The organism is Microcystis sp. M_OC_Ca_00000000_C217Col, from assembly GCF_007095585.1.
Lineage (GTDB): Bacteria > Cyanobacteriota > Cyanobacteriia > Cyanobacteriales > Microcystaceae > Microcystis > Microcystis panniformis.
The window spans coordinates 1-6223 of the sequence record NZ_SFBV01000357.1 but is presented as its reverse complement, the minus strand read 5'-3'; the positions used below and the strand labels follow the sequence as shown (position 1 = coordinate 6223).

4 protein-coding genes, 1 tRNA gene and 2 pseudogenes are annotated in these 6223 nt (G+C 39.2%); 6 read left to right on the top strand and 1 reads right to left on the bottom strand.

Going from position 1 to position 6223, the window contains the following annotated elements; genetic code table 11:
- Window positions 1–137 precede the first annotated feature (137 nt).
- On the top strand, window positions 138–599 hold the full coding sequence (locus EWV66_RS23125; RefSeq protein ID WP_287116052.1) for an AAA family ATPase: 462 nt from the start codon (window positions 138–140) through the stop codon (window positions 597–599).
- 57 nt (window positions 600–656) lie between these two features.
- Window positions 657–2213 (top strand): protein kinase domain-containing protein, encoded by a 1557-nt coding sequence (locus EWV66_RS23120; protein WP_052277756.1) that lies wholly within the window; start codon window positions 657–659, stop codon window positions 2211–2213.
- Window positions 2214–2261: 48 nt separating this feature from the next.
- On the opposite strand, the gene trhO is transcribed toward EWV66_RS23120, so the two are convergent.
- The gene (trhO, locus tag EWV66_RS23115; protein WP_052277757.1) at window positions 2262–3074 is read right to left on the bottom strand and encodes an oxygen-dependent tRNA uridine(34) hydroxylase TrhO; all 813 of its coding nucleotides are present in this window, start codon (window positions 3072–3074) and stop codon (window positions 2262–2264) included.
- Window positions 3075–3151: 77 nt separating this feature from the next.
- On the opposite strand from trhO, the gene EWV66_RS23110 reads away from it, so the two are divergent.
- The 4 genes and pseudogenes from EWV66_RS23110 to EWV66_RS23095 all read left to right on the top strand — a co-directional run.
- A tRNA-Ala gene (locus EWV66_RS23110) sits at window positions 3152–3224 on the top strand.
- Window positions 3225–3301: 77 nt separating this feature from the next.
- Window positions 3302–4084 carry a DNA repair protein RecO gene (recO, locus tag EWV66_RS23105; RefSeq protein ID WP_052277758.1) on the top strand — a complete coding sequence of 261 codons (783 nt, stop codon included), beginning with the start codon at window positions 3302–3304 and terminating at the stop codon, window positions 4082–4084.
- Window positions 4085–4106: 22 nt separating this feature from the next.
- Window positions 4107–5588: pseudogene (locus EWV66_RS23100) on the top strand (MFS transporter); the annotation flags it as partial.
- 423 nt (window positions 5589–6011) lie between these two features.
- Window positions 6012–6223 (top strand): annotated as a pseudogene (locus EWV66_RS23095) (flagellar assembly protein H); the annotation flags it as partial.

Below are 6223 nucleotides of genomic sequence, written 5' to 3'. Positions count from 1 at the left end.
TTTAAATCCCTGATTATCCCCATGGTTGTGGCTTTTTTAAGTGCCGTGGTAACTTTGGGATTGCGCGGCTTTTTTCTTGGCAACAAACCTTAATTTTTTATTTCAATAAAATAGTTATCTGTAAGAGGGTTTTAATTATGACACAAACTAGCGAAACCGTTACCTATTCCCTTGAATCTGTCCTGAAAGAAATTAAAGATAGTATTAAAGAGGTTAATCAGAAAATTGACTTTCTCCAAAGAGATGTTATTCTCCAAAGAGATGTTAATCAAAAATTTGACACCCTGCAAAGAGATGTGGATCAGAAAATCGACAATCTCCAAAGAGATATGGATCAAAAATTTGACAGTCTCCAAAAAGATGTTAATGATTTAAAGGTGGAAGTCACAGAAATCAAAGGAGATATTAAAACTCTTGATCAGAAAGTCGAAACAATGGATAAACGACTAGAAAAAGTTGAAGATAATTATGCAATCTTAGTTAAAGATATTGCTGACTTGAAAGGGTTTAAATCCCTGATTATCCCCATGGTTGTGGCTTTTTTAAGTGCCGTGGTAACTTTGGGATTGCGCGGCTTTTTTCTTGGCAATAAACCTTAAATATATCGGTGAATATTTTAATCATCAAGTTTATTTTGTAATCTACCAATAAAATCCATGAGTTTTTGTATTAATCCTCATTGTCCCAAACCGAAAAGTATCACGGAGAGTCGTTACTGTCAATCCTGTGGTTCCGACTTGCTTTTAAATGGTAAATATCGAGTCACAAATTTATTGAGTGCCAAAGGTGGATTTGGTAATACCTATGAAGTGATAGATGAACGTAAAATACCCAAAGTATTAAAAGTTCTTACCTACGATTCTAGCAAAGCTATTGATTTATTTCAACAGGAAGCCAATCTTTTAAAACAATTAAATCACCCCGGTATTCCCAAAGGAGAAAACTATTTTATTTATCATCCCCGGGAGAGTCAAACTGCTTTACACTGTTTAGTTATGGAGAAAATTGCTGGTATTGACTTAGAAGAATATCAAAAACAAAGAGGATTTAAACCGATTGATTATAATCTCGCTTTGGATTGGTTAACTCAGTTAGCCAATATTCTTCACGAAGTTCATAAACATAAATTCTATCATCGTGATATCAAACCTTCTAATATTATCTTAAAACCCGATGGTCAATTAGTTTTAATTGATTTTGGGGCAGCGCGACAGGTGACTAAAACCGTCCTAGCAGGAGGTAAAAATACAGGAATTTATACCCCCGGATATGCTCCTCCTGAACAATCTCTTGGTCACTCTGTCCCCCAATCAGACTTTTATGCTTTGGGCAAAACTTTCGTCTTTTTGTTAACCGGTAAAGAACCCAGTGATCCAAAAATTTATAACATTAATACCAATGAATTTAACTGGCGTAAATATGCACCAAATATCCCTTCTCGATTAGCAGATTTTATCGATAATTTAATGGCAGAAAAACCTATTGAACGACCGAAAAATACCAAAACTTTGCTAAAAATTATTACTGATATTAAAGCCAATCCCCATCAAACTAAAAAAACTAAAAAAACTAAAAATTCTTCTCCTGAAAAACCTAAAATTATTCCTATTCCCAATCCGGCACTTATTTCTTTAATCGCTGCAATTTCTCCCAGTTATGCTGGGTTTTGGCTCCGTTTCAAAGCCTCTTTAATTGATTCTTTTATCGTTCTTATTATCGCCGCTTTATTAGGTGGTTATATCTGTTTTCGCTTACAACAATGGTCAACTTTTCAAGACTTAAATCTTGATTTTGATATTCCCAAAGAAATGTGGGTTTACTATGCAGCGGGATTAAGTGCAGCTGGAACAACAATTATCGGGTTTGCTTTATTTGTAGCGGCAATTGTTTATAATATTCAAGCCAAAATTAACTTTACTCACGAACATATTGCTATCCTGACTGCTCTTGGTTTAGGAATAGTTATTAAATGGTTATATTATGTTTTATTAGAATATCTTTTTAAAGCAACTATTGGTAAAATGTTTTTTGATTTATCCGTCACCGATAGGGAAGGAAGACGCATATCTTTTGCAAGAGCAAATCGCCGCTACTTACTAAAATATCTCTCCACTGCTCCCTTATATTTGGGCTTTTTACTGGCAGCCTGGACAAAGAAAAAACGCGCCCTTCATGACATGATTTCTGGTACACAAATCCGCAAGAAAAAGTAACCAGATACTAGAAAAGTAGGGAGATGAGAGCGGGACGATAGGATAAGATTAACTACAATAGGGACAAGATATTCCTGCTCGGTAATTGGGGGACTGTTTATCTTGTTCATCGATGGGATGACCGCAAGCGGGACACATTTCATAATGTCCTACCTCTAGATTAGCTGTTAGTGCTACTCTTTGATCAAAAACAAAACATTCTCCTTGCCAAAGACTCTGATCGGCACTAACTTCTTCTAAGTATTTCAAAATACCTCCCTCTAGCTGATAAACTTGAGAAAAGCCTTGATTTAATAAAAAAGCTGCCGCCTTTTCACAGCGAATTCCTCCCGTACAAAAAAGAGCTATTTTTTTATCATTAATACTATCAAAATTTTCCTGAATATACTCAGGAAATTGGCGAAAATGCTGGATTTCTGGGTTAAGCGCTCCCGCAAAAGTACCGATCGCCACTTCATAATTATTACGAGTATCGATAACTACCACGTTCGGCTCTTTCAGCAATTGGTTCCACTCTTCAGTTTTGAGATGAATTCCTGTTTTTTCGAGAGGATTAGCCTTGGCTTGACCAAAAGTCACAATTTCCTTTTTTAAGCGAATTTTTAAGCGTTGAAAGGGCAAATAATCACAAACAGACTCTTTCACTTCTAGATTAGCTAAACGAGTATCGGTTTTTAACCAACTAATCACCTCGGCGATCGCTTGACGGTTCCCTGCGATCGTTGCGTTAATCCCCTCGGCTGCCAGCAGAATAGTTCCTTTAATTCCTCTTTCTTGGCAGTATTTTTGTATTTCTGGCTGTTTTTGACGATAATCTGACAAAGCCACAAACTGGTAAAAAGTGGCGACTAGATAAGACATGGCAAGTAAGGGAAAAATTAACTTGTAATATTTTTCACTATAGGTTATGATAACGAAAGTGTCCTAAAAACCAGATCGGGGGTTTAGCTCAGTTGGTAGAGCGCCTGCTTTGCAAGCAGGATGTCAGCGGTTCGAGTCCGCTAACCTCCATAGTCCTGACTGATTCCCCTGCGCTTGGTGATTAGCTCAAGTCTTCTTGGGGAGACAATTAGCTAGTTAATTATTAAATGATGTCTCGTACCTATCAAGCTACTGGAATCAATCTACAAGGAATGGCCTTCGGAGAAGCCGATCGCCTCTTAACTATTTTGACCGCCGAATATGGTTTAATTAGAGCCATCGCTCCCGGTGCGCGCAAGTATAAATCTTCCCTGCGGGGTAGAAGTGAACTATTTGTGGTCAATAATCTGTTAATAGTCGCAGGAAAATCCCTAGATAAGGTCGTTCAAGCTGAAACTATCGAATCTTATCCCAAATTAAGTCAAAATCTCGCCAAACTCACCGTTAGTCAATACCTCTGCGAACTGGTTTTGGCGATCGCACTGAGCGAACAACCCCAGAGGGAATTATACGAGTTAATCTGCAGCCATCTGGCCAGAATTGAAGTCCTCGACGAGAATGAATACATACTTCCCTACCTTTGTCAAGCAATTTTTCATTTCTTAATAATTGCCGGCTTAGTGCCGCAAGTCCATAACTGCCTGTTGACGGGAAAAGCTTTAATTGGGAACAATTGCCTAGGATTTAGTTTCGAGGCAGGGGGAATAATAGATCTAGCTGCCCTAACAGAAACAATCAACCCGCCCAAAATCGATAGTAAACTGACGTTGCAAGAACTGCAATTACTGCAATGCCTAGGAAAAACAGATTTTCCCCCAGAAGAAAACCTTACCTCAGAACTAGCTTGGATTAACCTCGATCGCCTGCTGCGCAGCTATACTCAATATCATCTGGGAAAAACTTTTCGCTCCTCGGCATTAGTTGAGGGTTTATCTCCCTTAGAATTTTAAACAGATAGCAAAAATCATCATAATGCAACTGTTTGACTCAGAAACTGACGACGCTACGTCTAGCGCCTCCTCCACTCCTGTTTTTAATTCTTCCGATTCCTCACCGAGGCAATCCGACGCAGAAACCATGAACCGCTTGCCTAAACGTGCGCCCAAATCCAATCCCAGTCAGGGTTTTGCCCCAGTGCTAAAAAACCCGCGCTTTCTCATTCTCTGGGCGGGGGGAATTTTTTCCCAATTAGCGGATAAATTCTATTTAGTCCTGATGATATCCCTAATTGCCACCCATTACCAAAAAGCCGATCAGTCGATTAGTGGCTGGGTATCGGCGATAATGATTGCTAATACAATTCCGGCGGTGTTAGTGGGTTCGGTGGCGGGTGTATATGTTGATAGATGGTTAAAAAAACAAGTTTTAGTTATTTCTAACCTTTTACGCGGGGCTTTTGTCCTCGTTATTCCCCTATTATTGTGGTTAGTGCGCGAGCAAACTTTAGCCGTTCCCCTCGGTTGGTTGCCTGACGGTTTAAGAAATTGGCATTACCGGTTACAGGGAGAATTTAACTTACCCTTCGGTTTTTTCCTGTTGTTAGTCATTACTTTTCTTGTCTCCACCTTAACCCAATTTTTTGCCCCTGCCGAACAATCTACCCTGGCATTAGTAGTAAAACGTCGTCATCTTCTACCCGCTAATTCCCTCAGCACTTTAACCACCATGGCGGTATTAATTATCGGTTTTGCCATCGGTGAACCTCTATTAGCTTTTGCTGATAGCATTTTCGGCACTAGAGCCGGACAATTTGACTTAGGAAAAGTGATGATTGTCGGTGGTTTTTATATAATTGCCGGTTTAATTCTAATTATCCTGCGAACTAGCGAAAAATATATTATTCCTACCGCAGAACAGCCCCATGTTTGGGAAGATATCCGCGACGGCATTCGTTACCTCAACAAAAATCATAAAGTTCGTAACGCTCTAATTCAATTAGTCATCTTATTCTGTATTTTTGCTGCTCTATCAGTATTAGCTGTCAGTATGGCCGAAAAACTACCCGGGTTAAAAGCCTCTCAATTTGGCTTTTTATTAGCCTCCTGTGGTGCGGGAATGGCAGTTAGTGCCATTACTTTGGGTTATTGGGGTCAAAAATTCTCCCACACCCGATTAAGTCTCTGGGGTTCCCTGGGTATGGCGGCAGCTTTAATCGGTTTATCCCTAGCAACAAAGAGTTTAATTTTAGCCTTCGCTATGACGGCTTTATTAGGGATTTTTGCAGCTTTAGTCGGGGTTCCCATGCAAACTACCCTACAGGCAGATACACCCCCCGAAATGCGCGGTAAAGTCTTTGGTTTAGAAAATAATGCCGTTAATATTGCCCTCTCTTTACCCTTAGCTGTCGCGGGTATCGCCGAAACTCAATTCGGACTCCGACCGGTATTATTAGCTTTAGCAGTTATGGCAGTTATCGGCGGTGGTTTTACTTGGTATGTTTCTCGCAATATCAGTTATCAGTTATCAGTTATCAGTTATCAGTTATCAGTTATCAGTTATCAGTTATCAGTTATCAGTTATCAGTTATCAGTTATCAGTTATCAGTTATCAGTTATCAGTTATCAGGAGTCAGTTATCAGGAGTCAGGAGTCAGGAGTCAGGAGTCAGGAGTCAGGAGTCAGGAGTCAGGAGTCAGGAGTCAGGAGATTGCTTTTATTTATTCTCCTATCTCCCCCGCAAAGAAGCGAAACTAACATTAACTAAACGGTTGTACGAACAGGGTTATCAACGAGAGGATATTCTCAGAATAGAAAACGGGTTTCTTGAAGAAACCCGTTTTCTGGATCGTCTTGTCAAGTAACCTTAAACTTGTTAGAATCAAAGAGTTGTTATTTTCTGGTAGTCATTCACCGCTGAGATTAGTTAAGATGATATTACATGACTAATAATATTGACCATGACCGCTTATTTAAGGAGTTAATCTCCACCTTTTTTGTCGAATTTATTGAGTTATTTTTTCCTCAATTGATGGATTATTTAGATAGGGAATCGATTACTTTTTTAGACAAAGAAGTATTTACCGATGTCACGGAAGGAGAAAGGTATGAAAGCGATTTAGTAGCACAGGTTAAGTTTCGAGGAAAAGAATC